18 protein-coding genes are annotated in these 23,188 nt (G+C 70.5%); 7 read left to right on the top strand and 11 right to left on the bottom strand.

Annotation, left to right across the window (positions count from 1 at the left end; translation table 11 throughout):
• Positions 1 to 29: 29 nt before the first annotated feature.
• A complete protein-coding gene (locus ABD987_RS18460; protein ID WP_345394477.1) occupies positions 30 to 2,837 on the top strand; it encodes an AfsR/SARP family transcriptional regulator in 2,808 nt (935 codons plus the stop codon).
• Between the two features lie 519 nt (positions 2,838 to 3,356).
• Here ABD987_RS18460 and ABD987_RS18455 read toward each other — a convergent pair.
• Together ABD987_RS18455 and ABD987_RS18450 are read right to left on the bottom strand one after the other, a co-directional pair.
• Positions 3,357 to 4,118 (bottom strand): DUF4253 domain-containing protein, encoded by a 762-nt coding sequence (locus tag ABD987_RS18455; RefSeq protein ID WP_345394474.1) that lies wholly within the window; start codon positions 4,116 to 4,118, stop codon positions 3,357 to 3,359.
• A 773-nt stretch (positions 4,119 to 4,891) separates the two neighbouring features.
• Positions 4,892 to 6,538 (bottom strand): DNA repair helicase XPB, encoded by a 1,647-nt coding sequence (locus ABD987_RS18450; protein ID WP_345394471.1) that lies wholly within the window; start codon positions 6,536 to 6,538, stop codon positions 4,892 to 4,894.
• Positions 6,539 to 6,617: 79 nt separating this feature from the next.
• Between ABD987_RS18450 and ABD987_RS18445 the strand changes: the two genes are divergently transcribed.
• On the top strand, positions 6,618 to 7,247 hold the full coding sequence (locus ABD987_RS18445; protein ID WP_345394468.1) for an LppU/SCO3897 family protein: 630 nt from the start codon (positions 6,618 to 6,620) through the stop codon (positions 7,245 to 7,247).
• Here ABD987_RS18445 and ABD987_RS18440 read toward each other — a convergent pair.
• Complete coding sequence (locus ABD987_RS18440; protein ID WP_378214078.1) at positions 7,244 to 8,203, bottom strand: ABC transporter substrate-binding protein; 960 nt, start codon at positions 8,201 to 8,203, stop codon at positions 7,244 to 7,246. The genes ABD987_RS18445 and ABD987_RS18440 overlap by 4 nt on opposite strands.
• Positions 8,204 to 8,400: 197 nt before the next feature.
• Between ABD987_RS18440 and ABD987_RS18435 the strand changes: the two genes are divergently transcribed.
• Together ABD987_RS18435 and ABD987_RS18430 are read left to right on the top strand one after the other, a co-directional pair.
• Entirely contained in the window at positions 8,401 to 11,205 is a 2,805-nt protein-coding gene (locus ABD987_RS18435) for a sensor histidine kinase (RefSeq protein ID WP_345394461.1), read from the top strand.
• A 14-nt stretch (positions 11,206 to 11,219) separates the two neighbouring features.
• Positions 11,220 to 11,894: a copper homeostasis protein CutC gene (locus ABD987_RS18430; protein WP_345394458.1), complete on the top strand. Its 675-nt coding sequence runs from the start codon at positions 11,220 to 11,222 to the stop codon at positions 11,892 to 11,894.
• Positions 11,895 to 11,900: 6 nt separating this feature from the next.
• On the opposite strand, the gene ABD987_RS18425 is transcribed toward ABD987_RS18430, so the two are convergent.
• On the bottom strand, positions 11,901 to 12,641 hold the full coding sequence (locus tag ABD987_RS18425) for an IclR family transcriptional regulator (RefSeq protein ID WP_345394455.1): 741 nt from the start codon (positions 12,639 to 12,641) through the stop codon (positions 11,901 to 11,903).
• A gap of 96 nt (positions 12,642 to 12,737) precedes the next feature.
• On the opposite strand from ABD987_RS18425, the gene ABD987_RS18420 reads away from it, so the two are divergent.
• Both ABD987_RS18420 and ABD987_RS18415 read left to right on the top strand, forming a co-directional pair.
• Positions 12,738 to 14,048: an MFS transporter gene (locus ABD987_RS18420; RefSeq protein ID WP_345394452.1), complete on the top strand. Its 1,311-nt coding sequence runs from the start codon at positions 12,738 to 12,740 to the stop codon at positions 14,046 to 14,048.
• Between the two features lie 11 nt (positions 14,049 to 14,059).
• On the top strand, positions 14,060 to 15,460 hold the full coding sequence (locus ABD987_RS18415) for an acyl-CoA synthetase (protein WP_345394449.1): 1,401 nt from the start codon (positions 14,060 to 14,062) through the stop codon (positions 15,458 to 15,460).
• Here ABD987_RS18415 and ABD987_RS18410 read toward each other — a convergent pair whose 3' ends face one another.
• Genes ABD987_RS18410 through ABD987_RS18395 form a run of 4 tightly spaced genes read right to left on the bottom strand, consistent with a single transcriptional unit; the run spans position 15,461 to position 18,558 of the window.
• Complete coding sequence (locus tag ABD987_RS18410; protein ID WP_345394446.1) at positions 15,461 to 16,201, bottom strand: ESX secretion-associated protein EspG; 741 nt, start codon at positions 16,199 to 16,201, stop codon at positions 15,461 to 15,463.
• Complete coding sequence (locus ABD987_RS18405) at positions 16,201 to 17,463, bottom strand: PPE domain-containing protein (protein ID WP_345394443.1); 1,263 nt, start codon at positions 17,461 to 17,463, stop codon at positions 16,201 to 16,203. The genes ABD987_RS18410 and ABD987_RS18405 overlap by 1 nt, the downstream gene beginning before the upstream one ends.
• A gap of 1 nt (position 17,464) precedes the next feature.
• A complete protein-coding gene (locus ABD987_RS18400; RefSeq protein ID WP_345394440.1) occupies positions 17,465 to 18,067 on the bottom strand; it encodes a DUF3558 domain-containing protein in 603 nt (200 codons plus the stop codon).
• On the bottom strand, positions 18,064 to 18,558 hold the full coding sequence (locus ABD987_RS18395; RefSeq protein WP_345394437.1) for a hypothetical protein: 495 nt from the start codon (positions 18,556 to 18,558) through the stop codon (positions 18,064 to 18,066). The genes ABD987_RS18400 and ABD987_RS18395 overlap by 4 nt, the downstream gene beginning before the upstream one ends.
• 532 nt (positions 18,559 to 19,090) lie before the next feature.
• Between ABD987_RS18395 and mdlC the strand changes: the two genes are divergently transcribed.
• Positions 19,091 to 20,680 (top strand): benzoylformate decarboxylase, encoded by a 1,590-nt coding sequence (mdlC, locus tag ABD987_RS18390; RefSeq protein WP_345394435.1) that lies wholly within the window; start codon positions 19,091 to 19,093, stop codon positions 20,678 to 20,680.
• A 31-nt stretch (positions 20,681 to 20,711) separates the two neighbouring features.
• On the opposite strand, the gene ABD987_RS18385 is transcribed toward mdlC, so the two are convergent.
• From ABD987_RS18385 to ABD987_RS18375, 3 genes are read right to left on the bottom strand one after another with little or no spacing between them, the layout of a single operon-like run.
• On the bottom strand, positions 20,712 to 21,578 hold the full coding sequence (locus ABD987_RS18385; RefSeq protein ID WP_345394433.1) for an ABC transporter ATP-binding protein: 867 nt from the start codon (positions 21,576 to 21,578) through the stop codon (positions 20,712 to 20,714).
• A gap of 20 nt (positions 21,579 to 21,598) precedes the next feature.
• Positions 21,599 to 22,420 carry an ABC transporter permease gene (locus ABD987_RS18380; protein WP_345394431.1) on the bottom strand — a complete coding sequence of 274 codons (822 nt, stop codon included), beginning with the start codon at positions 22,418 to 22,420 and terminating at the stop codon, positions 21,599 to 21,601.
• On the bottom strand, positions 22,417 to 23,187 hold the full coding sequence (locus ABD987_RS18375; RefSeq protein ID WP_345394428.1) for an ABC transporter permease: 771 nt from the start codon (positions 23,185 to 23,187) through the stop codon (positions 22,417 to 22,419). The genes ABD987_RS18380 and ABD987_RS18375 overlap by 4 nt, the downstream gene beginning before the upstream one ends.
• Position 23,188: the final 1 nt, after the last annotated feature.

The raw sequence follows: 23,188 nt of genomic DNA, 5'->3' as shown, positions 1-23,188 counted from the left end.
ACGTGCTTGACGGGAGGATTCCGGCCAGAATGACGATCGTGGGCCTCGATTTCCGTGTGCTGGGTCCGGCCGAGGTCTTGGCCGAGGATCGGCCGCTGCAGCTGGGCGGCAGCAGGCCGCTGATCGTGCTGGCGGGGCTCCTGTTGCGGGCCAACCAGGTCGTGTCGGTCGACGAACTCGGCCGATGGTTGTGGGACGACGACCGCCGCCGGTCCAAGGGCGCGCTCCAGACCTACGTCCTGCGGCTGCGTCGCGCGCTCGGTGACCAGGTGGCGCTGCGTACCGAGCGCGGTGGCTACGTCATCGAGGTGGACGAGGGCGCGCTCGACCTGAGCCGGTTCCGCACGCTGGCCGAGCAGGGGAAGGCCGCCGGGGAGCGCGGCGAACTCCGCCAGGCTGTCACCTGCTACGCCGACGCGCTCGCGCAGTGGCGCGGCCCCGCGCTGCAGAACGTGGAATCGGAGGCACTGCACCGCGACGAGGCGGGCCAGCTCACCGAGGAACGGCTGCGGGTGCGCGAGCAGTGGGCCGACGCGGTGCTCGCGGTCGGCGAGTACGGCACGCTGATCCTCGCGCTGACCAGGATCACCCGGGAAAACCCGCTGCGCGAACGGTTGCACGAGCAGCTCATGATCGGGCTGTACCGCTCGGGCAGGCGCGCCGAAGCGCTCGAAGTGTACGACCGCATCAGTTCCGTGCTCGCCGAGGAACTCGGCCTCGACCCTGGCGCCTCGTTGCAGCGCACCCGGCAGCTGATCCTGACCGGCGAGGACGAGGAGGTCGCCGGTGTCCAGCGCGCGCACTACCGGCTCGCCGCGGAGCCGCCGGTGCCCCGCCAGCTGCCCGCGGACCTGCGCGCGTTTTCCGGCAGGGAGAGCGATCTCAAGGCGCTGCACGCGCTGGTGCCGGAGGCGCTGGACGCCGGCACGTCGACGCCGATCGCGTCCATCGAGGGGATGGGCGGCATCGGGAAGACCACGCTCGCCGTGCACTTCGCGCACGAGATCGGCGAACGCTTCCCCGGCGGCCAGCTGTACCTGAACCTGCGTGGCTACGGGCCCGGCGATCCGGTCGAGCCGCTCGCCGCGCTGCAGACGATGCTCACCGCGCTCGGTGTCCCGGCCGACGAGATTCCCTGCGGGCTGGACGATCGGGCCGCGCTGTGGCGTACGCACAGCTCCGGTCGACGGCTGATGATCCTGCTCGACAACGTCAACAGCACCGAACAGGTGCGTCCGCTACTGCCGGGGCCGGGCTGCCTGGTGCTGGTGACCAGCCGCTGGCAGCTGCGTGCGCTCGTCGCGACCCACGGCGCGCGGCGGATCGCGCTGGCGGAGCTGGCCGAGGAGGACGCCGTCGCGCTGCTGGCCTCCACGATCGGCGTGGACCGGACGAGCGCGGATCCGGTGGCGACCGAGCGGTTCGTGCGGTTCTGCGGTGGGCTACCGCTGGCGATCCGCATCCTCGCCGTGCGGGCCGGACAGTTCCCGGACCTGCCGCTCGGCGCGTTCGTCGCCGCGGTCGAGCGTGAACCGGACCGGCTGGGCTCGTTCGATCTCTCGGACGGCGACGGGACGAACATCCGCGCGGTGTTTTCCCACTCCTACCAGGCGCTGGACCCCGAGGCGGCGCGTCTGCTGCGCCTGCTCGGGACCTTCACCGGCGCCGACTTCACCACGCGCGCGGCGGCCGCGGCGGCGGGGCTGGACCCGGCGCGGGCCCGGCTGCTGCTGAGCATGCTGACCTCGGCGCACCTGCTCGCCGAACCGCGCCCCGGCCGGTACCAGTTCCACGACCTGATCCGCGCCTACGCGGGGGAGATCGCGCGACGGGTGGACGAGGACCGGACGCGGACGGCCGCGCTCACGCGGCTGGTCCGCTGGTACCTGGCCACGGCTTTCAACGCGTCGCAGGCGATGCGCCCGGAGCGGTTCTACCGGCTGCTCGACGCGGACGGCGCGGGCGGGCGCGAGTTCGGTGACTACCACGAGGCGCTGGACTGGTTCGGGGACGAGTGCGGCAACGTCATCGCGGCCGTGCACCTCGCCCGCGACCTCGGGTTGCACGGCGAGTGCTGGCAGCTCGCGTGGCTCGCGCAGTCCTACTTCGCCGCGAAGGCCCGGCTCGACGACTGGCGCGCGGTGTTCGAGGTCGCGCTCGAAGCCGCGCGGGCGGCGGGGAACCGGCCGGGCGAGGCGGGCATCCTCAGCGGGCTCGGTGTCGTCAACGGGGTGGCCAGGAACTACGCGGAGTCGCGGCGGTACCTGGAACAGGTGCTGGCGATCCAGCGTGAGCTCGGTTCGGCCGAGGGACAGGCGCGGGCGCGGTACAACCTCGCGATGGCCGCGCACAATCTCGACGACCTTCCCTGGGCCTACGAGCACGGAGTCGAGGCGTTGCGGATCGTGCGGGAGCTCGGCCTCCGCGCTTTCGAGGCGAGTGTGCTGCGCGCGCTCGGCGACATCTGCACGACGATGGGCGACCACGGGCAGGCGCTGGAGCTGGCGGAGAGCGCGCTCGCCGTCGAGCGGCCGAACGGCAGGCCCGAGGACGACCGGTTCTCCTTGCACACCAGGGGAACCGCGCTGATCGGACTCGGCAGGCGGGAGGAGGGCATCGCGTGCATGCGGCGGGCCGTCGACATGTTCTTCACCATGGGCGAGCAGTACGAGGCCGCAGATGTGCTGGCCCAGCTCGGTGCGATCCATCTGCGGTACGGCGCGCGGGCGGAGGCGCGGGACTACTGGCTGCGTTCGGTGCGGTTGCTCACCGAACTCGGTCATCCCGACGCCGACGACGTGCGTGCCAAGCTCGCGGCGCTCGTCAGCGGCTTCTGACCCGCGCGCGGAAACCTGCTGCGGGCGACCCGCGTGTCGACCCCCAGTCACAACACGCAGGCCACCCGCCCCCGCGTTCATACTCAACACGACGCCGCTCACTGTCCGCTGACTGTCGACCGTCGGCGTCCGCCGTTCGACGTGGGAAAGGCACCGCCGCCGGTCACGGTGAGGCATGGAAGTCCCATCGGTCGGGTGAGCCCGAGCCGGTGGACTGGGCCATTCGGCGGAAGCTGGCAATCATGGTTGGCTCCTCATCGGTCGCTGGGTTTCCGTCACCCGTGGCGCCGGGTGCGCAAGTGCTGGTGATGACAGCGGCGGCGAGCCGTCCAGAAGGCGGCCCGGCCCCGGATGGTGTGCTGACGCGCCCGGTCGTGGCGGCGCGAGTGGATCATGGACGCGTGTCCGGGGAAACCGGACGCGTGTCCTGAAAGCGCGCGCGTTGAAACCAGGCGCGTTGAAACCAGGCGCGTTGAAATCAGGGATATGCGGGCGGAGCGCGTGGTCAGTCCCATGTCGTCAGGCCCACGAGAACCGCCAGTGCCGTGCGCGGACCAGGCTCGCCGCGTATTCGCGGAGGTTGCCCGGCTGGCCGGTGAACGTGGGCAGGCTGAACGCGCGGTGCTCGGCGGCGACGGTGAGTGCCCGCGCCTGGGTGCGGGGCGGTGCCGCGACGGAGAGCTCCAGTGAATCGAAGCCGAGGACGATCAGCGTCGCGCCGAAGCGGTCTTCCCAGCTGCGCAGTACCGCGGACAGCTCGGCGACCTGATCGGTCGACTTGATCATCCCGGTCCAGCCGAGCAGTGCCGGGATGTCCGAAGGTCGCTCGGTCTGGACAAGGCCGAGCCGGTGCTGCCCGCGCGCGGCGAGCACCGAGCCGGTGTTGCCCGCCTCGGCCAGCGGATCGGACTTGCGGGCCGTCCGCCGGGCCAGACCGGGGAAGCGGTCGCCGAACGGACGCAGGCAGGCGCCCTCGCAACACGAACCGTCCCACCAGCGGGCGAGCACCGACTCCGGATCCGCCGAGCCGATCCGGTGCTCCGCGGGCGCGAGCCTGCCGCGATCGTCGATCCAGTCCTCGCCGTTGGCGGCGAACCGCTGGTCGTGCGGAATCAGCACCGGCCACAACCCGGACCGCTCGAACTCGGCGACGCAGCCGAGATAGCGCTCCGGCCGCGCCAGCGGCGTGTCCGACACCCAGAGGCGGCCGTGCCAGCGGCCGGGTGGCAGGGTCTGGACCGGCGGGGCCCCGGTGCCGGGGCGGATCGGTGCGATGGTCATGACTTCCCCTCGAACTGGTGTTCGGCTTGCGCTGCCGATACGAACACTAGTTCGAACCACCGACAGTTTCACTACCCCGATCGGAGGCTTCCCAAAACCCCAGGTCAACTGCGCTGCCGTGGCTCACCCGCACGCGGACGGTCCCCCTCCCACCCGGGGGGCGACCCCGAAATCAGTCTATCGAGGAGGGGTGACGAAAACGGGGGCGTCGCGAATCTGTGGACAGCCGGGGCGGTTGTGGACAACCCGGGCGTGGGCGGGTGGCGGGGTGCGAGGGAGCGGTCCGTGAATGCCACATTGAGGGACTCAGAGTCCCTCAATGTGGCATTCACGGACGGGGTTGGGGGCGTGGTGTTCGTGACGGCGTCGCGAACGGGGCGTGGGGGACGTTGAACGTCTCCAACGACGCGCACGAGACATCCTCACCCCGGCGCTCGCCCCCAGTGAGTGGTCTCTGAAGGCCACCTTGAGGGACTCTGACTCCCTCAAGGTGGCCTTCAGGGGCGTTCGCCCCTGGCCCGGTGCGGGGGCCCCGCAGGCGTGGCGTCGGTCCGTGAGGGACGCATCGAAGGACCTGGAGTCCCTCGGGGAGGCCCCCACGGACCGACCCGGCGAAGCCGAGCCCGGACAGGCCCGGCGAACCGGCCGCCCGTCCCGCGGCGCCCGCCCACAGCGCCCGCCCGACCGACCGCGGGGAAACCGCAATGCCGTGAAGGCCCCCTTACCGGCGCTCAATGCCGGTAAAGGGGCCTTCACGGAACGACGGCGAAGAGCTACAGCGGGCGCAGGAGGTCGTCCGCGTCCACGATCCGGTACGCGTAGCCCTGCTCCGCCAGGAACCGCTGGCGGTGCGCCGCGTACTCGGTGTCGACCGTGTCACGGGCCACCACCGAATAGAAGTGTGCCTGCCGCCCGTCGCCCTTGGGACGCAGCAGCCGTCCCAGCCGCTGGGCCTCCTCCTGCCGCGACCCGAACGTGCCCGAGATCTGGATGGCCACCGACGCCTCGGGCAGGTCGATCGAGAAGTTCGCGACCTTCGACACCACCAGCGTCTTCAGCTCCCCGCGCCGGAAGGCGTCGAACAGCTCCTCGCGCTCGCGGTTCTTCGTGGCGCCCTGGATCACCGGCGCGTCGAGTTCGTCGCCCAGCATTTCCAGCTGGTCGAGGTAGGCCCCGATCACCAGCGTCGGCTCACCGGCATGACGGTCCACAATGGACTTGATCACCGGGGTCTTCGTGCCAGCCGTGGCGGCGAGCTTGTAGCGTTCCTCGGTTTCCGCGGTCGCGTACGCCAGCCGCTCGGCATCCGTGAGCGTCACGCGCACCTCGGTGCACTCGGCCGGCGCGATCCAGCCCTGCGCCTCGATGTCCCGCCACGGGACGTCGTAGCGCTTCGGCCCGATCAACGAGAAGACGTCGCCCTCGCGGCCGTCCTCGCGCACCAGGGTCGCGGTCAGGCCGAGCCGGCGCCGCGACTGGAGATCCGCCGTCATCCGGAACACCGGCGCGGGCAGCAGGTGCACCTCGTCGTAGACCACGAGGCCCCAGTCCCGCGAGTCGAACAGTTCCAGGTGCTTGTACTCGCCCTTGGTCTTGCGCGTGATCACCTGGTACGTCGCGATGGTGACCGGCCGGATCTCCTTCTTCTCCCCGGAGTACTCGCCGATCTCCTCCTCGGTCAGCGAGGTCCGGGCGACCAGCTCGCGCTTCCACTGCCGCCCGGCGACGGTGTTCGTCACGAGGATCAGCGTCGTCGCCTCGGCCTTCGCCATCGCGGCGGCCCCGACCAGCGTCTTCCCCGCGCCGCAGGGCAGCACGACGACGCCGGAACCGCCCGCCCAGAACGCTTCCGCCGCCTGACGCTGGTAGTCGCGCAGCTCCCAGCCGTCCTCGTCGAGCGCGATCGGGTGCGCCTCGCCGTCGACGTAGCCCGCGAGATCCTCCGCGGGCCAGCCGACCTTGAGCAGCATCTGCTTGAGCCGCCCGCGTTCGGACGGGTGCACGATCACGGTGTCCTGGTCGATCCGCGCGCCCAGCATCGGGTTGATCTTCTTGTGCCGGAGGATTTCCTCGAGCACCGCGCGGTCGGTGGTGGTCATCACCAGCCCGTGCGCGGGGTGGTTGGCGATCTGCAACCGCCCGAAACGGCCCATCGTGTCGACGATGTCGATGAGCAGCGGTTGGGGTACCGGGAAGCGCGAGTACGTCGTCAGCGCGTCGACGACCTGCTCGGCGTCGTGCCCGGCCGCGCGGGCGTTCCACAGCGCCAGCGGGGTGATCCGGTAGGTGTGCACGTGTTCGGGCGCCCGTTCGAGTTCGGCGAAGGGCGCGATCGCGACGCGCGCGTCGTCGGCCATCGCGTGGTCGACCTCGAGCAGCACGGTCTTGTCGGACTGGACGATCAATGGGCCATCAGTCACACCACCCTTTATACGTTCCACGAGCCGCGCTCCGACCGGTGCCCCGCTGGTGGGAGGATGAACGCACAGGAGGGGACCCGTGACGACACCGACACCCGAACACAATCCGTTCCAGCCGCCGGAGTATCCGGCGGCGGGCACGGCCGCGCCCGCGACGGCCCAGGTCCCGGCGCGACGGCCGGTCAGCACGCGGGCGAAGGTCCTGATCGGGGCCGGCCTCGTCGTCGCGCTCGGCGCCGGGTCGGGTGCCGCGTTCGGCGTCGCGGCGCTGGTCCGGCTGTCCGGCACGCCGGTCGCGGGCAACTGCGTCTACCTGACCGACGAGGCGAGCGGGCAGCAGGCCTATCACGGCGTCACCTGTTCGGAGCAGCGCGCGACGTACAAGGTCGACAACGTCGTCAGCGGTCCGTCCACCTGCCGAGGCGGGGACTACCTGCGCTTCCGGATCTACGGCACCACCGGGAGCAAGAACGCGTCGAAGACGTTGTGCCTGGCGCTCAACGTCTCCTCCGGGGACTGTCTGCGCGAACTCGACGACGACGTGCGCATCAGTAAGGTCAGCTGCACCGACCCGGCCGCGCGGGCCCGCGCGACCGTGCACTTCGGCTCCTCCTCGGAGGACGGCTGTGGTGCGGAGGAGGACGCGCTGGTCTACGCGGGCCCGCCCGCGCGCACGGTGTGCCTGAGCCCGGCGGGCCAGAGCATCTAACCGTCCTGCCGGGGCAGCAGGCCCTGGACGTCCAGGCGGTTCGGGAGCGCGCCTGAGTTGTGCATCAGGTCGGCGACCCGTTGCAGACGGATGCCGTTGAGCGCCACCGGATAGCTGCCGAGCGAGATCAGCGCGGCCGTGGTCGGGTCGATGGTGGAAAACCGGGGCAGAGCCTCGCGTACGCGCGCGGGATCGGCCGCGTCGGCCTGCGCCTGGCCGAGCACCTTACGGAACGTCGCGAGCGTACGCGGGTTCGTCTGCGCGAAGATCCCCGAAGACGCGTACGCCGACATCGGGAACGACAGCGTCGCGCCGCGGTCGCCGTCGGCGAGGATGTGCGCGCCGAGTTCCTTCTCCGCGCGGGTGATGTACGGCTCGACCATCCAGGCCGCGTCGGCGGTCCTGGCCTGCAGCGCCTGCGGCATCTGCTCGAACGGGATGGGCTTGAGCTGCACCCGGTCGACGTCGACGCCCGCCGTGCCCAGCACCGACTTCGCGACCAGCGCGCCGACGTCGTCGATCATGTTCACCGCGATCTTCGGCGATTTCTTGCCGGTGGGCACGGTGTAGCCGGAATCGGGCAGGGTGACCAGCGCCATCGTGTTCGGGCCGGAGGTGTAGGCCTCTCCCTGCAACTGCAGCGAAGCGCCCGCCGCGGCCGCGCGGAACATCGAGACGTCACTGGCGAAGGCGACGTCGAGTTCGCCGGAGGACAGCTTCGGCAGGGCGTCGTCCTGGCCGACGTCGACGAGTTCGACGTGCAGGCCCGCCTGACCGAACTTCCCGTCCGCCACGGCGATCCGCAGCGGCGCGGTGTCGATGGCGTTGCCCACCCCGACGCGCAGCGTGGTCCGTTCCAGTGGCGCCGGGGTACTCGCGCCGGTGGAGCCGAACACGCCGCAGCCCGCCGTCGCCAGCACCGCGGCCAGTGACACTGCCATTCTGCGCATGATCATTCACTCTCACCTACCGAGAGAATCTGCCCGGATTGCTGGAGCTTAGGGTCCGTCCCCCATACGATCGCGGACGGGGCCGCAGCCCACCAGAGCGGCTTTCGGACTTTCTCGGAACGTTCTACTGTCCAGTAGGTTCGAGTAGCCGTCTCTCGATGTCGACCACGGGTGAGGTCCCCGTGGTGGGAAAAGGAAGCCAGGTGACCCGTCGCGACCAGCGTCCCCGCAAGGGCGGCGACGCGGCGGATCCGCATGCCCAGGTGGCGCAGGCCGGGGGGCGCTGGCGGCTGCGGAACTGGCGGCTGCGCACCAAGCTGTTCGCCGTGCTGCTCCTGCCGGGAGTGGCGGTCGTCACACTCGTCGGCCTGCGCATCAACAGTGATCTCCGCGAAGCCACCCAGCTCGCCGAGTTCGCCACGCGCGGCGGTGTCGACAGCACCGTCGCCGACGTCGTGCAGCAGTTGCAGCGGGAACGCGACCTGACGGTCCGGTACGTGGCGTCCAACCGGCCCGGCACCACCGGCGACCTCGCCGCCCAGCGCCAGCGTGTCGACAAGGCGATCGGGACCTTCGAGCGGACGCTGGCCGACAGCAAGCCCCGGCTCGGTGTGCAGGCCGCGGGTGGCCTGCAGGAGATGTCCGACCGGCTGCGCGTGCTCGGCGGCATCCGGTACTCGGCCGAGCACTCCGCCTACCCGGCGGACGCCGTGCTGCGCTCCTACAGCGGGGTCGTCTCCGGCGTGCTCGACCTCAGCGACGCGGCCGCCGCGGACGTCTCCGATCCCGAGCTGGGCAGGCTGCGGCTCGCGGGCAACGCGCTGGCGCGGATCAAGGACCAGATGTCGGTCAAGCGGGCGGTCATGGCGGAGGCGCTCGCGGCGGGCAACCTCGACCGCGAACGCACCCGCGCGCTGCTGGGCGCCGAGGCCGAGCTCGCCGCCGCGCGGTCGGACTACCGCACGTTCGCGACTCCGCAACAGCAGCGGATGTACGACGACACCGTGATCGGCCTCGTCGTCGACATCGGCAACAACATGGTCGAATCGGCCATCACCCGCGCCGCGAACGGGCAGGGCCTCGGCGGGCTCGACCCGGACCAGTGGGACACCTCGGCCACGCACACGGTCAACCTGACCTTCCGGGTGCAGCAGTCGCTGCTGGTGCAGCTGCAACAGCGGACCGACGCGCTCGCCGCGACGGCGAGGACGGCGGCGATCTGGGACGGCGGCGCCGTGCTCGGCGTGCTGCTCGTCGCCGGGGTGCTCTCGGTGGTCATCGCGCGGTCGCTGCTGCGGCCGCTGCGGATCCTGCGCCGTACCGCGCTGGAGGTCGCCGAACACCGGCTGCCCGCGGCGGTCGAAGGACTGCTCACCGATCCCGAGCCCGCGCCGGAGAACCTGCGGCACCGGCTGGCGGTCGCGCCGGTGCCGGTGTTCACGCGCGAGGAGGTCGGCCAGGTGGCGCGGGCGTTCGACGCCGTGCACGGCGAAGCCGTCCGGCTGGCGGGGGAGCAGGCGCTGCTGCGCGAGAACGTCAACGCGATGTTCGTGAACCTCTCGCAGCGCAGCCAGGACCTCGTCGAACGCCAACTGTCCGTTTTGGACAGAATGGAGGCGCGCGAGGAGGACCCGACCACGCTCGCCGGGCTGTTCGAGCTCGACCACCTCGCCACGCGGATGCGGCGCAACAGCGAGAACCTGCTGGTCCTGTCCGGGACCGACTTCCTGCGCGACGACACCGGTCCCGTGGTCGCCGACGAGATCATCGGCGCCGCGCTGTCCGAGGTGGAGGACTACCGCCGCGTCGAACTCGGCGCGGCGCCCCAGCTCGCGGTGCGCGGCGGGGCGGTCAACGACCTCGTGCACGTGGTGTCGGAGCTGCTGGAGAACGCGACCCGCTACTCCGGGCACAACACGTCGGTGACGGTGTCGAGCACGCAGGGCGCTTCCGGCGAGTGGCGGATCGAGATCACCGACCGCGGCGCCGGGATGCCGCAGGCGGAGATCGACCGGACCAACGCGCGGCTCGCCGAACCGCCGGACGTCGACGTCGAGGTGTCGCGCCGGATGGGGCTGTTCGTCGTCGCGACACTGGCCGCGCGCCACCACATCGACGTGACGCTGCGGGCGGGCGAGGACAAGGGGCTCGTCGCGACGGTCGTGGTGCCGGCGGCGCTGATCGTCGCGGCGCCGCCGCTGCCGGAACCGCCGCCACCGGTCATCGAACCGCCCGCCGAGCCCGCGCCGGAGCTGCTGGCCCCGCTGGCGCCGCTCGTGGCGGAACCCGAGGAGTCGCAGGAGACCGACGAGGGCGCGCCGTTCGGACCGGTGCCGGAGGCGGGCCCGCCGCGGCGCGCGCCAGTGGTCGAGACCACTCCGGAGTGGCCGTCCACCGACGAGGAGTCGCCCCTCGACCACGACGTCCCGACCGAGCGGATGCCCGCCTACCGTGACGTCCTTTCGAAGTGGTTCGACGCCGCGAGCGAGCCGGAAAAGCCGCGGCGGGCACCGGAACCGATGCCGGTCGCGGAACCCGTGCCGGTCGTCGAGCCGCGTCCGGTGGCGCCGGAACCACGGCACGCGCTGCCACCGGCGGAACCCGCCGCGGCGCCGGAGCCGGTCGCGGAGCCGTCGCCGGAACCCGAGGTCACCCCGGCCGAGGCCAGTGTGGACGAGCCCACCGATCCGCAGTTTCCGCCGTACGACCCGGAAACACCGCCGCCCGCGCCGCTGCCGCGCGTGGCGAGCGCCGAGGAGTCCGTCGAGGAGCAGTCCGCCGCCGCGCACGAATGGCCGACACACGCCGAACTCGAACAGGAGGACGGCGCGGAGGACACCTGGCCGATCCTGCCCGCGGCCGAGCCAGGGCAAGCCCCGGGGAAACCGCTGCCACAGAAGCCGATACTCTCGCTTTCCCCCGAAGCGGTGCGCGAGCGGATGTCGAGCCTTCAAGGCGGATTCCGGCGAGGCCGCCACGCGCGCGGGGACGACACTCCTACGGCGTAACGAACGGAAGACCCATGACCTCGGAGACCGGCCTGCTGGAAGTGATCGCGCTCGACGCGAACGACGCGGAGCGCGCGCAGGCGGGCGGGGCGGATCGTCTCGAACTGGTCACGGAGATGGCGCAGGACGGGCTCACGCCCTCGCTCACGACGGTGCGCGACGTGCTCGGGGCCACCGACCTTCCGGTGCGGGTCATGTTGCGCGACAACGGTTCTTTTGCCGCCATCGATCTCGACGGACTGCGTGCCGACGCCGTCGCGCTCGTCGAGGCGGGCGCGCGCGAGTTCGTCTTCGGGTTCCTGACCTCGGACAGCGAGATCGACGTCGAGGCCTGCCGGGTGCTGGCGAAGGAACTCGACGGTCTGCCGTGGACGTTCCACCGCGCGATCGACAGCTCTCGCGATCCGGTGCGTGCCTACGACTGGCTCGCCGACCTCGGCTGCGACACCGTGCTCACCGCGGGGCACCCGAACGGCGTCGGCTCCGGGCTTTCCGTCCTGCAGCGGCTCACCCGCCGCGAAGGCCCCGCGCTGCTCGTCGGCGGCGGTCTGCGGACGCAGCACGTACACCTGCTGCGGGCCGGTGGGGTGCGGGGATTCCACGTCGGCAGCGCGGTGCGTCCCGGAGGCTGGGAGTCCGAAGTGGACACTGGTCGCGTGCGTGAATGGGCCGAGCTGGTCAAGGGCTGAGGAGTCTCAGTAGGACAGGAACCGCTCGATCTCCGCCTTCGCGGAAAGGGCTTTCTCACCGTAGGACGCGTAGAGATCGGGCGTCAGCCTCGTGGTGGGGCCGGAGACGCTGAAGCAGCCACAGGTTTCGCCGCCGGCCGTCCGGATCGCGACGGCCACGGCGGCGATGCCCTCGTGGAGTTCCTCGTTGGTGACGGCGTAGCCGCGCCGTCGGATCTCCTCCACCTCCCGTCGCAACGCGCCGGGGTCGGTGACCGTGTGCCCGCTGACCTGGCGAAGTTCGCTGTCCAGGAAGGACTCCACGGCCTCGTCGTCCAGTGACGCGAGGTAGGCCTTGCCGTTCGAGGCCGCGTGCAGTGGCAGGCGCGTGCCCAGCTGGAGGAACGCGCGGAGCTGGTGCGGGCTGTCCAGCCGCTCGATCAGCACCATTTCGCCGCCGTCGGGCACGGTCAGGTGGATCGTCTCCCGCGTTTCGGCCTGCAACCGGCTGAGGATCGGCAGCGCGATCTCGCGCAGGCGCGGACCCGAGCTGACCGCGCTGCCGATGCTGAACGCCTTCCCGGTGATCACCCACCGCCCGCCGTCGCCCGGAGCCGGGCGGACCCAGCCCGCCTCGGCGAGTGTCTTGAGGCAGCGCTGCACCGTGCTCTTCGGGACTTCGAGCCGTCGCGCGAGTTCGCTCAGCCCGGCCGGTTGGGCCGCGGCGACCGCCTCGAAAACCCGCAACGCCGTGAGCACGCTGTTCACTTCGGACGCCCCTTGATTTTTCGGTGATCTGGCTCATACGCTACCGGTCCACATAGTAGCGCACCGGTCCGTAATGTGGACCACGACGAGGTGGTCATGACAACGATCAAGGAATCCGCCGACGACAGCCCGGCCGACCCCGCCCCGCCCGCCCGGATGAACCGCGCCCAGCGCAACGCCTTCTGGGGCTCCTTCGGCGGCTGGGCGATGGACGGCTTCACGCTCGCGATGTTCGGCCTGGTGCTCGCGCCGACGCTGACCGAGTTGCTTCCCCCGTCCGGGATCACCCCGGACGTCGCGAACATCGGCTTCTACGGCCAGCTCAGCGGCGCGCTGTTCCTGGCCGGCTGGGGATGTTCGTTCATCTGGGGCCCGATCGCGGACCGGTTCGGCCGCAGGCCCGCGATGATCGGCAGCATCCTGCTCTTCTCGGTGTTCACCGCGCTGGCCGGCTTCTCCACGAACGTCTGGGCGTGGATGGCGTTCCGGTTCCTGTGCGCGGTCGGGATCGGCGGCGAGTGGGCGATGGCCGCCACGCTGGTCGCCGAGGCGGTGCCCGAGCGGCTCCGGGTCAAGCTCGGCGGGGTACTGCACTCGGCCAACTACGTCGGGCAGCTGCTGACGGCGGTGATCTACCTGGCGTTCGGCCAGCAACTCGGCTGGCGCGGCCTGTTCCTGCTCGGCATCGTGCCCGCGCTGCTCGTGCTGTTCATCCGGCGCAACACGAAGGAGCCGGAAAAGTGGGCGGCGCAGGCGGAAACGGCCCGGCGCACCTCGCTGCTCGCCCCGCTGCGGAACATCATGAGCAGGGGATACCGGCGGCGGACCATCGGCAACCTGCTGCTGCTCGGGGCCTGCGTGATCGGCCTGTGGGCCACCGCGACCTACGTGCCCACCGCGGTGCTGGCGCTGGCCAAGGAGACCGGTGTGAGCCACGGCTCCCAGCTGGCGAGTCTCGCCGCGGCGATCTCGGCGGTCTTCACCGTCGTCGGCTGCATCGGGACGCCGTGGCTGGCCGACCGGCTCGGCCGCCGGGGCGCGCTGGCGCTGTTCTTCGCGCTGATGGTGATCGGCATCGTCGGGACGTACGGAATCGCCTACCCGGCGGGAAATCTGCCGCTGCTGTTCGTGTTCCTGCCGGTGCTCGGCCTCGGCGGGGCGAACTTCGCGGTGTTCACCGTGTGGCTGCCCGAGCAGTACCCGACGTTGTTCCGGGCCACCGCCTTCGCCTTCACCACCACGATTTCCCGGTGGTTCGCGGCGGTCGGCACGTTCGTGCTCGGCGTCGCCATCCGCGAGCTGGGCTCGCTCGCGGTACCGCTGGCGTCCACCGCCGTCGTGTTCGTCGCCGGCCTGTTCCTGCTACTGCTGGTTCCCGAGACCCGTAACAAACCACTGCCCGAATGAGGACGAAACCCGTGAACCACAGCAACCAGCCGCCCCTGCTGACCGCGTTGGCGGCGGCCGTCGGCGACGACCCGTGCGTCAGCGTCGGCGACGACGCGATGTCGCCCGGCGAACTGCGTGCCGCGGCGGCCGCGGTCGCGGACCGGATCGCCGGTGCCGACCGGGTCGCGGTGCACGCGACCGCCACCATCGAGACGGTCATCGCCGTGGTGGGCTGCCTGACCGCGGGGGTGACCGCGGTGCCGGTGCCACCGGACTCGGGCCCGGCCGAACGGCGCCATGTGCTGGCCGACTCCGCGGCGCAGTTGTGGCTGGGCGACGCCCCCGAAGACGTCGAACTCCCGGTCGTGCCGATCGACCGGGCCGCCCGGTCCGCGACGAGCTATCCGGAACCCGGCGCCGAAAGCGCCGCGCTGCTCGTCTACACCTCGGGCACGACGGGAGCGCCCAAGGGCGTCGTGCTCTCGCGCGCGGCGATCGCCTCGTGCCTGGACGCGTTGTACGACGCCTGGGGCTGGACCGCCGAGGACACGCTGGTGCACGGCCTTCCGCTGTTCCACGTGCACGGGCTGGTGCTGGGCGTGCTCGGCGCGCTGCGCGTCGGATCCCCGCTGAAACACACCGTGCGGCCCAAGCCCGCGGCGTACGCGGAGGCCGGGGGTTCGCTGTACTTCGGCGTGCCGACCGTGTGGTCGCGGGTGTGCGCGGAGCCGGCCGCCGCCCGCGCGCTGGGTTCGGCGCGGCTGCTCGTGTCGGGCAGCGCGCCGCTCCCCATGCCGGTGTTCGAAAAGCTGTCGGCACTCACCGGGGCGGCGCCCGTCGAGCGCTACGGGATGAGCGAAACGCTGATCACCCTCAGCACCCGGCACGACGGCGAGCGACGGCCGGGCTGGGTCGGGACGGCGCTCCCCGGTGTCCACACGCGACTGCGCGACGAGCGCGGCGGCCCGGTGCCCCATGACGGGGAGAGCCTCGGACAGCTCCAGGTGACCGGCCCGACGCTGTTCGACGGATATCTGGGTCTACCGGCCAAAACCGCGGAGTCGTTCACCGAGGACGGCTGGTTCCGCACCGGCGACATCGCCGTCGTCGACGCGGGCGGGTTCCACCGGATCGTGGGCAGGGAATCGGTCGACCTGATCAAGTCGGGTGGCTACCGCATCGGCGCGGGCGAGGTGGAGCAGGCACTGCTGGCACACCCCGGCGTGCGCGAGGCGGCGGTGGTCGGCGTCCCCGACGACGATCTCGGGCAGCGGATCGTCGCCTACGTCGTCGGCGAGGTCGCCGACGGCACGGCCGTGGCGGAGTTCGTCGCCGGGACCCTGTCCGTCCACAAGCGACCGCGTGAGGTGCGGGTGCTGGAATCCTTGCCGCGCAACGCGATGGGCAAGGTGCAGAAGAACCTGCTCTGATCAGTCCAGGCCACCGCGCAGCGCGTCGAGCGCGGCGGCGACGTCCTCGCTGGTCGCCGGTGTCAGCGTCATCCGTTCGTCGTCGTGCTCGGGCGAGGTGGTCAACAGCCAGCGGCCCTGCTCGGTGTCGTACACGCGCAGCGGCGCGCTGATCGCGTGGCGCCCGGCCGGCCCGCGGGTCTCGACGTACAGCTCGGCGATCAGCGACGGCTCCAGCGACGCGAATCGTTGTGCCCGCCGCACTTCCGCGCGTGACGCCGTGTTGTGGTCGGCCCGGCGATACTCGGAAGCCAGCACGCTGATCGGCGTCCCGGCCACCCGGCCGACGTCGGCGGGGAGGATGGAGGCCAGCACGACGGCGAGCCGCTCCGCATCGAGGGTACGGACGAAGATCTCGTCACCGTCGCGGACCGCGACCAGCGAGAACCAGGGCGAACCCGCGACGAGTACTCGCAGGCGGGTGTCGCCGACCAGATCGCTGAACCAGCCGAACCGGGCCTCCTTCGGCCGGGAGAGCAACTCCGCGACGTCCGGGAAGGAGGGTTCGTTGCCGTCCGACGGTTCACCCGAGTACTGGGCCGCGACGTCCGCCAGCAGCCGGTTCGCACCGGCCCGCTCGTTGTCGTCGAGCCAGACCGGTTGCGGGGCGAGGACCGGGTGCAGTTCCCCGCCCGTCGCCTCGGTGACCATCGCCGCGAGCTGGTCGGCCGCGAAGCGTTCCGGGGCCGCGAACCAGACCATCACTGACCGATGACCGGCGGGACCGGCGACATGCCGGTGCGCGGGTCGACGGCCTTGTCGCCCTCGTCGCCGGTGAGCTGGAAGGCGGCGTCGTCCTCGAGCACGTACCTGCGCCGGTGTTCCCTGTCCTCCTCCCGCTTGCCCTTGCCACCCTGTCCCGCGACTCCCGGCCCGACACCGGTGCCGCCGCGTGCGTTCGCCGTGCCCCGCGCGACCGGCTCGGCCACGCCGCCGCGCGTGCCGCCGGTTCCGGAGCCCCTGCCCTCACCGAGCGCCTTGCCCGCACCCGGCGCGCCGCTACCTGGGCCGCCGCTGCCGCTGCGTGGGTCGCTCGTCCGGCCGCGCTGCCCGGACCCGACCCCTGCGCCCGGCCCGAACGGCCCCGGGATCGGTTGCTTCGCTCCGGCTCCAGGCGGATTCGATGTCGTGGGTGGCTGATCGAGTCCCTGGCCGGCGGGCGCGGCGTCAGGTGCGGGCTTCGGCGGGGTGTGACTGTCCGGCGTGGTGACCTCGTCGCGCCCGCCGCCAGGGTGCCGCCCGGGTGGCGGGCCCGGTCTGTCCACAGTGGATCTTGCTGGTGTGACGACGGCGTGGCTCGGTTCCTGCGGCGCTTGGCCCCGGGCGTGACCGTCGACTGGCGGGTTCGGCGTCCGGTGGTTCGTGTCCCGGTTCTGCCCAGTGCGTCCGGTGCCGTCGAACCCGCGGACCGGGGTAACCGGGCTGACGGTGCCCGGCTTTCCCTTGTCCTCGGTGACACTGAACGCGCCGGGGTCGATCCTCCCGTAGTCCGTCGGCATCGCGCTGCCGTTGTGGCCTGACGCCTGGGCCCACTGGTCCATGACCTGGATGTTGTGTGCCGCGGCGTTCAGTGCCAGCTGGTGCTGCTGGAAGATCCCGGTCTGGTTTCCCGAGAGCACCTCGCTGAACGTCGCGGGATCCTTGGGCACCTCGGGAACTGGCTTGACGGTGTTCTTGGCACTGTGAAAACTCGAAATCTGGTTTTCCAGCAGGCCGTCCGCTGTCCGCAGTTTCATCGCGGCCTGGTCGTGTGCGATGACCAGCGGACCGGCACCGCGGGCAGCCGCACCGGACGCGTCACCCTGCCAGTGTTCCTCAAGCCGAGCGGCGGCCTGTGCGAAACTCTGCCCGAGAGTTTCGTAGGTTCCCCGGACGATATCGAGCTCGTCCTTCGCCGACTCCAGACCACCGGTTCCGGGAGCATGAGCGAAGTTCTCGTAGATCTGCTGGCCGCTCATCGACATGTCATGCCCCCTTCTTGATGGTGTCCAGCACCGCCGACGCGACATTCCTGACCGCGGTGCAGCTGTCGTCGCCGGGCCGCGCCTGAACGAGTACGAAGAAGTACAGCTGGTCGCTGGCTCCCACATTGAGCTGACAGTCCCCATCCTTGCGCCAATCGCCGATGGAGGCATAGACAGCCGGGTACCCGTCGACACTTGTGGGCTCGAAATAGCCCTTTTCCCAGTAGCCACTGGTTTTGAGCGCATAGAGGCGGCTCAATCCTTCCGGCACATTTGCGAAGTAGGTGACGTCAAGCTGGATGTCTCCCAGCTTGCCGAGCCGCCAGGCGCAGTCCGGGTTGCCGTCCGCGTTGTCGTGGCGTTCGCCAGGCCCCTTGGCGCCGAGACGCTGGTAGTGCGCTTGGGTGAGGCTGGTGCACGGATCGGCGAGATATTTTGTCACGTTGAGCGGTTGTGGGACCGCGGGAGCCTTGGCATTCTTGCCGTCTGGCACCGAACTGTCGCCAATGGCCGGCGTGGGATGTCCTTCGACCGTCGAGGAACAGGAAGAGGAGAGCAGGGCGAGCGCGAGTACTGCGGCGAGTGCGTTCGCGTTGCGATTCACCGCCCGGCATCCTTGCCGAAGAGCGCGACGGTATTGTCCTCGTAGTGCCGGAGCGTGGCACTGACGTCTTCGTCTCGCTGCGCGTAGGTGCCGTTCGCCTTGCGCATGCTGTCGATAAGGCCTTGGGCGTACATGGCCATCGCCTTGTTCTGGTCGGCCGCGCTGAGGAGCGAGTCTCGTGCGGCCATGGCCTGTCTGACCGCCGGAGGGTCGAGTGAAGGTGGTGTTGCGTGTCCGGCCGCTTCGCGCAGCTGTTGCTGCATCGCCTGGCTCTGGTTGCGGAGAGCCTCGAAGGCGCGGATCTGCGCTGCCAGCCCTTCCGGGTCGACCTGGTAGCCCGCGCCGCCGCTGGTACTGGTGGCCACGGGGGAGGCCTGCGGTGGGCCGCCAGGGAGGCTCGCCCGAAGATCTTCGTCGGCTGCGGCGTTCTTGCGTATAGTGCAATAGTCGTCTTCGGCCTGTTTTGACTTGCTGCCTGGCGTGAAGCTCATCGGTCCCCCTCCAGTACCGTTGTGCTTCTTCGACCATCGAGCCTAGAGGCTTCGTTCCGCGACGGCGATATTACGGAACGAGTTTCACTCGAATGGAAAGCTTTTTAGCAGGTTGTGGACGGCTTGTAAACAGGCGTTACCACCATGTGGGTGGCGGGTGGTAAACCTACGCACTCAAGTAGTAGATGGCGGCGGATTTGTACCGTGATTACTCCACCTGGTGTATCCATCGACAAAATCTGTCAGTGATCGCTTGTGTGACAATTTTTCCTGAATGGCAAGTATCGAGCGGAAACCGATGTGAGTTCGGTGCGCCACCGCGCAGTTCTCGCCGCTGGGAACAGCCCGGGAGACTCAAGTCGGGTAAGGCTGCCAACGGCCATCTCCCGCGCCGGGTTCGTTCAGGCCCGAACCATTGCGGGACGCCACGCGGGTCCGGGCACCGATGAGCGGCGGGGCAAGTTCCGGCGTCCCGGTGCAAACCTCGCCGATCACGGTGCACTTCGTTACCCATAGGGGATACCGTGACGGCATGGGAAAACGCACTGTCCGCGCGGCAACCAGGGAGCTGCTCCGTGAGCTGGGACTGACCACGGTCTTCGGCAACCCGGGCACGACGGAGATCCCGTTCCTGACCGACTGGCCGGACGACTTCACCTACGTACTCGGCCTGCAGGAGGCCGGGGTCGTCGCGATGGCGGACGGCTACGCGCAGGCCGCGCGGCAGCCGGTGCTGGTCAACCTGCACTCGGCGGGCGGTGTCGGGCACTCGCTCGGGCACGTGTTCACCGCGTACCGCAACCGGACACCGTTGATCATCCTCGCCGGCCAGCAGACGCGGTCCCTGCTGCCGGACGAACCGTTCCTCGGCGCGGTCGAGGCGACGAACTTCCCCAAGCCGTACGTGAAGTGGAGCTGCGAGCCCGCGCGGGCCGAGGACGTGCCCGCGGCGATCGCGCAGGCGTATCACATCGCGACACAGGCACCGCAGGGTCCGGTGTTCGTCTCCGTCCCGGCGGACGACTGGGACGTCGAGACGGCGAAGCCGATTCCGCACCGCCCCCGGATCCCCGGCTACGGTCCGGATCCCGACGCCATCGCCGAGCTCGCCTCGGCGCTCGACGCCAGCCGTGCGCCGGCGATCGTGGTGGGCTCGGCCGTCGACCAGGACGGCGCGGTGCCGGAGCTGGTCGCGCTGGCCGAACGGCTCGGCGCGGGTGTCTGGGTGGCGCCGATGTCCGGCCGGTGCTCGTTCCCGGAGGACCATCGGCTGTTCCTCGGCTTCCTGCAACCCGAACGCGTGCTCGCCGCGCGGACGCTGGCCGCGCACGACCTCGTGCTGGTGGTCGGCGCCCCGGCGTTCCTCTACCACGTCTACCGGGGTGAAGCCCAGGACGCGCTGCCGCCGCTGTATCTGCTCAGCGACGACGAACGGGTGCTCGCCCGCGCGGCTGAGGGCACCGGCATCCGCAGTACCCCGAAGCTCGGCATCCGCGCGCTGGCCGAGCGCGTCGGCGAGGTCGACCGCGTCGAGCCGAAACCCTTGGTACGGCCGGAGAAACCGGCCGCGACGACGCCGATCACGGCGGAGTACGCCTACGCGACACTCTCGGAAACGTTGCCGGACAACGGGATCGTCGTCGAAGAGACGCCGAGCCACCGCAACATCCTGCATGACTACCTGCCGGTCTCCTCGACCGACACCGGCTTCCTCACCGGCACGAGCGGCACGCTTGGCTACAGCCTCCCGGCCGCGATCGGCGCCGCGATGGCCCGCCCCGATCGCAAGGTGGTGGCGGTGCTGGGCGACGGTTCCAGCATGTACTGCGTCCAGGCGCTCTGGACCGCCGCGCGCGAGAACGTCCCGGTCACCTTCGTCATCCTGGACAACGCGCAGTACGCGGCGGTGCGCATCCTCGGCGAGACCGCCGACGGCGCGAAGCTGCCCGGTACCGGCCTCGGCGGGATCGACTTCGCCGAGCTGGCGGGCAGCATGGGTGTCCACGCGGTCACGGTCACCGAAGGTCCCGAACTCGCGGCCGCGCTGACCGCGGCGTTCGTGGACCAGCGGCCGACGCTGGTCCACGTGCACGTCGACCCGAACCTCGCGTCGCTCTACTGACTCCCGTTACGTCCACTGTGGACGTAACGGTTCACGACTGGGGCTTGGTCACCTTCGGGTCCGCTTCGGTGGCCTGCTGGGTGGCCAGGTCCCATTCGGCCGCGTCCGACAACGCGGCGGCGGCCTCGGGGGCCCCGCCGTGCAGCAGGCGGGCGACCTCGCCGCGCAGGGTGACGAACTCGGCGGACTCGCGGGTGGTGATCTGGTCGCGGTCGGCGGGCAGGTCCACCGTCAGGTCCGCGACGATCGACGCCGGGGACTTCGACAGCACCAGGATGCGGTCCGAAAGGTAGACGCTCTCGTCGATGTCGTGCGTGACCACGAGCACCGTCGAACCCTGCTCGCGCTGCACCCGCCGGGTCAGGTCCTCCAGCTCGAACCGCGTCTGCGCGTCCACCGAGGCGAACGGCTCGTCCATGAGCAGCAGCGCCGGGCGTCGCGCGAGCGCCCGCGCGATCGACACCCGCTGCTGCATCCCGCCGGAAAGCTGCCACGGGTACTTCTTCCCGACCCCGGCCAGTCCGACGTGCTCCAGCGCCTCCTGCGCCGCCGCGCGCCGTTCGGCCTTGCTCATCGGGCGCCAGCGCAGCGGGAACTCGACGTTCTTCGCTACCGAGAGCCAGGGGAACAGCGAACGGCTGTAGTCCTGGAAGACCACGGCGAGATCGTCGGGGACGCCGGAAACCCGGTCACCGTGCAGGGTGACCTCGCCGGACGTCGGCGCCGTCAGGCCGGCGACGCAGCGCAGCAGCGTCGACTTCCCGCAGCCGGACGGGCCGACGATGCTGGCCAGCTGGCCGGACTCGACGGTGAAGGACAGGTTGTTGACCGCGACGTGCGCGGCGGCGCCGGTGCCGTACTGGTGGTTGAGGCCGGAGACCTCGAGCATGGTTGACATTGACTGTCCTCAATAGACCTTTAGGTACGAGTGGGCTGCCAGGCCAGCACCCGGCGTTCCACCGCGAGGAACGCCGCGTTGAGGCCGTAGCCGAGCAGGCCGAGCAGGACCAGCCACGACCACATGAGCGGGAAGTCGAACTGCTGTTGCGCGGTCAGCAGCGAGCGGCCGATGCCGAACGACGAGCCGACCAGCTCCGAAACGACCATCAGCAGCAGCGAGATCGACAGGCTCAGCCGCAGGCCGGCGAAGATCTTCGGGGCCGCGGCAGGCAGCACCACCGAGGCGATCCAGTACCGCCGCGGTGTCCGCATCGATCGCGCGGTGTCCACTTTGACCTTGTCGACCGACCGGACCCCGTCCACGGTGTTGAGCAGCACCGGCCAGATCGCGCCGAAGACGATCGAGCCGGTCTGCATGCCAGGGCCCAGTCCGAACAGGATCACGAACACCGGGATCAGCGCGGGTGGTGGCACGGAACGGAAGAACGCGAACAACGGGCCGACGTAGTCGGTCGCGGTCCGCGAGCGGCCGATGGCCGTGCCGAGCGCGACGCCGAGGACACCCGCGGCGGCCCAGCCGCCGAGTGTCCGGCCGAGACTGGGGAACACGTTGTCGTACACCGCGTCGGTCAGGAAGACCTGGGACGCCGGACCGGTGAACCACAGGTGCGCCGCCGTCGTCACGATCTGGGTCGGTGGCGGGAAGAACGGGTTCGGCAGCAGCCGGGTCACCAGTTCCCACAGCACCACCAGCGCGATGAAGACCAGCCAGTTCCGCAGCAGCGCCGAAACACCGCGGCCGACGCGGGTGCCGACCCGGCCGGAGAACGTGAGACTCATACCGTCGCCTCCCTGTCCACCGTGCTCCACCGGAACAGCCGCTTGCCGAGCCGTTCGAGGCCGTCGTTGATGAGGAAGCCGAGCAGGCCCGCGACGACGGTGCCCGCCAGCACCAGGTCGAACCGGGTGCTGCCGGTACTCGCCTGGAGGATGAAGCTCCCGATGCCGAGCTGCGACCCGGCGAGGAACTCGGTGCTCACGATCGCGATCAGCGCGATCGTGGCGGACAGCCGGATCCCGGTGAACACGAACGGCGCGGTGTGCGGCAGCGCGACCGAGGTGAGCGACCGGGCACGGCTGGTGCCGTACGCCCTCGCCGTCTCCATCAGCACCGGGTCGATCTCGCCGAGCGCGTAGATCGTGTTGAACATGATGGGCCACACCGCGGCGTACACACCGAGCGTGATCTTCGACTCCGGGCCGCTGCCGATCAGCAGCAGTACCAACGGGATCAGCGCGACCGAGGGGATGGGCCGGAGGAACTCGACGACGGTCGCGGTGGCGGCGCGCAGGCCGGGAACACTGCCGAGCAGCAGCCCGGCGGGAACCGCGATCGCGACCGCGATGAGCAGCGCGATCGCCCACGCGAGCAGGGTCGCGATGACGTCGCGGAGGAACGACACGTCACCGAGCAGCTGGCCGATCGTGGCCAGCACCGTGCTCGGCGGGGGAAGGAACGTCTGGTCGATCAGGCCGGTCCGGCAGGCCGCTTCCCAGAGCAGGAAGAAGCCGACCAGACCGGCCAGACCACGGAGAAAGCGTGTCACG

It is taken from the genome of Amycolatopsis samaneae (assembly GCF_039541975.1).
Classification (GTDB): domain Bacteria; phylum Actinomycetota; class Actinomycetes; order Mycobacteriales; family Pseudonocardiaceae; genus Amycolatopsis; species Amycolatopsis samaneae.
This window is presented reverse-complemented; position numbering and strand designations above follow the sequence as displayed.